Source organism: candidate division KSB1 bacterium, from assembly GCA_022562085.1.
Classification (GTDB): domain Bacteria; phylum Zhuqueibacterota; class Zhuqueibacteria; order Oceanimicrobiales; family Oceanimicrobiaceae; genus Oceanimicrobium.
The window spans coordinates 1-3,704 of sequence record JADFPY010000411.1 but is presented as its reverse complement, the minus strand read 5'-3'; the positions used below and the strand labels follow the sequence as shown (position 1 = coordinate 3,704).

Genomic DNA, 3,704 nt, shown 5'->3' with positions numbered 1-3,704 from the left:
AGAATGAGTTCGAGCTCCTCGACCAACTGTTTGACCCTTTCGTTCTTCGTTCGGGAGAGTCCGCATTTTAAGAAAGCAGCTTCTTTAAGCAGGTTCCGGGCAACTCTTTTCTCAGTACTCCAGTCAGAGTTCTCTTCTTGCAGGAATTCGGTATTAACGATTCCGAGAAACAGAATCGTCGACTTTTCTAAATAGTGCTCCGTCCGCTGGCTGATCAACTTTAATTCGGCCTGTTGGACAGCGGTCTGTTGTCCTAAGTTAACATTCTCGCGGGTCGAGAAAAATGTCCTGCCCAGAAAGACACCGACCACCAAAACAGCCAAAACACCGGCCATTTGAATCACGGGTACGCGAAATTTAAACAGATGGTTCAACCTTTGGCGCAACTCCGCAACCGCGTTTGAAACTCGTGTCGGAAAGGGTTCATCGGTCACCTCAAGCTCGCTTTCAATTCGCGTCCAAAGGGAATCCGGCGCCACAACCCGCTCAAATGACGAGGCTTCCATAACGATCATCTTAAGTGTTTTCAACTCTGCCCCGCAGTTTGGACACTCTTTCAGGTGCTTTTCAAATCTAGTCTGCCGAGAATCCGGCAATCTTTTTTCAAGATAGTCGGAAAGATTTTTTTGCACGTCTTTACAAATCATTTCATTCACCTAAGCTAATGATTGTCTTCAAACCCTGACAGGTTTTTGGCGGTTTCTTTGTGCCAGAAATATATGTGTCCCAAACCCTGTCAGGGTTAACTTATTATTACCTACGCCAATGATTGATACATCGCCAAATACGGCTCGAGAAATTGCCTTAATTCCCTTCTGGCTTTATGTAACTGAGATTTTGAAGTCCCTTCAGAAATGTTCATTATCTCAGCGATTTCTTCGTGTTTATACCCTTCGATATCGTAAAGGACAAAGATCATGCGGTACCCTGCCGGCAAAGCCCGAATCGCCTTTTCAAGAAACGGTTTCATTTTAGACCCTGGCTCATCGGTTTTAAGTGTCTTGAGATTTGTTGCTTGCTCCGACAATTCATGCACAACCAATTCCTTCCTTTTCTTCTCCTTGCGAAAATGGTTAATGCAAACATTAACCGTGAGTCGATAAACCCACGAAGAAAAAGCCGAGTCGCCGCGAAAGGAATCTATTTTTTTAAAAACCCTCACAAAAGCCATTTGTGTGATATCCTCTGCATCTTGATGACTGTTTGCCATTCGATAAGCAATATTGAAAACCCGATCTTTATAAAGTTGGTAGAGCTCGAATTGCGCTTTGCGCTCGCCTTTCCGGCAACGCTGCACCAACTCCAAATCGATGTTAGCAGATTCGTCGCTCTTTTTCGCGTGAAAAACGTTTTTGTTTTTATTCAGTCTACTTGCCGCTTGCAGCAAATTGTCTCCGTCGGTTTAAATCTCGAGATTCGATTTGTAAGACATGAGAAATGGTAAGAGGGTTGCTTGAGAAAATTAATATTATTTACAAAGTAAAAAAAAATAACTACTGTGGCAAGTCACATTAAATACTAATAGGATTATATTATGACACCTAAAATGTTTTTTACCCCCTCAATTCTTTGTTTCTTGACGCTGTTCTTTTGCCAGAAAGCAAGATCGCAGGATTGGCTGCAATGGGGCGGCCCTAACGGTGATTTCACAATTGAATCGAAAGGCCTTGCAGAAAAGTGGCCAGCAGATGGGCCGAAACATCTATGGAAGCGTCCATTAGGCTTAGGCTACTCAGCGATCCTTTACAAGGACGGACGGCTTTTCACCATGTACAGTAAAGATGACAATGAAATCATCATTTCACTTGACGCCAAAACAGGTAACACAATATGGGAACATAGTTACGCACGGGAACTCTGGCCGGAGATGAGATTGCATTTCGGGCCCGGGCCAAATGCAACACCGCTGATTGTGGAAGACCGGATTATTTCAATCGGAATCGCCGGTCAAGTGCATTGCCTCGATCTCGCTTCGGGCAAGCTGCTTTGGAAACGGGACCTGCCTGCTGAGTTCGGACGGCGAAAGCGAGCGGAAGAGTATGGCTACTCCGGTAGTCCCCTTCGCTACAATAATACCGTTATCGTACAGGTTGGGGGCAACGACCACAGCGTGATCGCCATCGATCCGAAAGATGGCTCAACCGTGTGGAAAAGCAGACCGGGTGGCGTAAGCTATGCGCAAGCCTCAATTCAAAATCTTGCCGGACAAGACCAGTTCATTTATTTTTCGCCTGAAGGGGTCAACGGACTTGATCCCTCAACAGGTCAATTTCTTTGGCGTTGGGAGATTCCGTTTAACAACGGAAATCACCTGACCCCGATCGTAAAGTGCGATGAGAACCGCATCTGGGTTTCCAGCCAGTTTAACTCAGGCGGAGGAAGGCTGCTTGAAATCACCCGTAAAGAAAAAAACATGACCGTAAAACAGATTTGGTTCAATTCGAAACTACGCGGATCCTGCTGGACATTGATCCGTATCGGCGACTTCATTTATGGTTCTGCCGGCGGGCACAATGTCTCTTTTCTTACCGCCTTCAATTGGAAAACGGAAAAAGTTGTGTGGAGAAAACGCGGATTTCATATGGCGCAATCTCTGTATGCCGATAACAAACTGATTTTTCTCGACCAAAGCGGCCAACTAAGTATTGCCCGAATTTCACCCACATCTTTGGAGGTTCTTGATACCGCTGAGGTGACAGAGTCTGTTTCGTGGACTCTTCCTACCCTGGTTTCAACGAAACTCTACGTGCGTGACAAAAAAAACATTCTCGCACTCGAGCTGGCAAATAGTACAGAGTAAAGGTATCCAATCCTGGCATGTAAAGCAGGCCAAAAGGAAGTTTTGCCCCCGTACTATTCCGCCTAAAACAAAACTCGTTCCCAGCAGCACGAAACCTAAGAGCCCTCGATCAATAACTTTCGTTTAAAAGTCCACCGAATTATAAAATAAAGCCCGAGTCCAATTGGACCAAACATAAAAGTCAGACCTAAACAGGGAATGACCAGCCAGTGGCTCATCCCCAAACGCTGCGCATCTCGAACTTCCCAACTCCCTACAAATAAATCGAAGGCAAGATAATGCAGCCAACCGGCGAGGAAAATATAAGGATTTTGAAAAAGCTCTGCCACGCCCGCCAGCGAGCCAAAATCGCCGCCCGCCTTACCAAAATAGACAAGAACCAAATACAAATAAACCAATCCCAAAAGGAAGGGCATAATGACGGAAGTAATAACTGTTGTGGTCCATTTCCAGCGCGGCAGTACGACCAACAGTAACCAGCCCGGAAGCACCAGCGTGTTACAAATCGCAAAAAGTGTTTCCGCGGACATAGGCGTTCCTCCCTATCAAGTTAAGAGCTGTGGGTCAAGCGAATAAAAATCTTAATTGAAAAATTCACAGCCTGTCTGATTTATTCCAAGTGTGAATTGTAATCAGAAAAAAAAATACAACGTGCGCAATGTTCATCGCTGCCGGCATGAGAATATTGCCAAGCGAAGGAATTAGAAAATATGCTGCGACAATGGGTGCGTGTAAAAGAATCGTATTTAAAAAAGCCATCCATCGCGGCAGGAGAGTTTGTTTGAAAAAAACCGCCACGAAATACCAAATAGCGGTTAAACCAAAACAAAGAAACGCTGTCGCCTGGAACGGCTCAAACAAATCTAAGGAAATTTCCATAAGTTGAAAAAGAACCTTGCCTGCC

The 3,704-nt window shown here is 45.1% G+C and carries 5 protein-coding genes; 1 reads left to right on the top strand and 4 read right to left on the bottom strand.

Annotated elements, in window-relative coordinates:
• Together IH879_21385 and IH879_21380 are read right to left on the bottom strand one after the other, a co-directional pair.
• On the bottom strand, window positions 1-647 hold a 647-nt coding region (locus IH879_21385; GenBank protein ID MCH7677480.1), incomplete at its 3' end, for a zf-HC2 domain-containing protein.
• Window positions 648-757: 110 nt separating this feature from the next.
• Window positions 758-1,387 carry a sigma-70 family RNA polymerase sigma factor gene (locus tag IH879_21380; GenBank protein ID MCH7677479.1) on the bottom strand — a complete coding sequence of 210 codons (630 nt, stop codon included), beginning with the start codon at window positions 1,385-1,387 and terminating at the stop codon, window positions 758-760.
• Between the two features lie 147 nt (window positions 1,388-1,534).
• Between IH879_21380 and IH879_21375 the strand changes: the two genes are divergently transcribed.
• A complete protein-coding gene (locus IH879_21375; GenBank protein ID MCH7677478.1) occupies window positions 1,535-2,800 on the top strand; it encodes a PQQ-like beta-propeller repeat protein in 1,266 nt (421 codons plus the stop codon).
• Between the two features lie 95 nt (window positions 2,801-2,895).
• Here the strand turns inward: IH879_21375 and IH879_21370 are convergent, their stop codons facing one another.
• Together IH879_21370 and IH879_21365 are read right to left on the bottom strand one after the other, a co-directional pair.
• Window positions 2,896-3,330, bottom strand: coding sequence for a DUF4281 domain-containing protein (locus IH879_21370; protein MCH7677477.1), 435 nt, complete (start codon window positions 3,328-3,330; stop codon window positions 2,896-2,898).
• Between the two features lie 64 nt (window positions 3,331-3,394).
• Window positions 3,395-3,679, bottom strand: a complete 285-nt coding sequence (locus tag IH879_21365) for a hypothetical protein (protein MCH7677476.1) — start codon at window positions 3,677-3,679, stop codon at window positions 3,395-3,397.
• Between the last annotated feature and the right edge of the window lie 25 nt (window positions 3,680-3,704).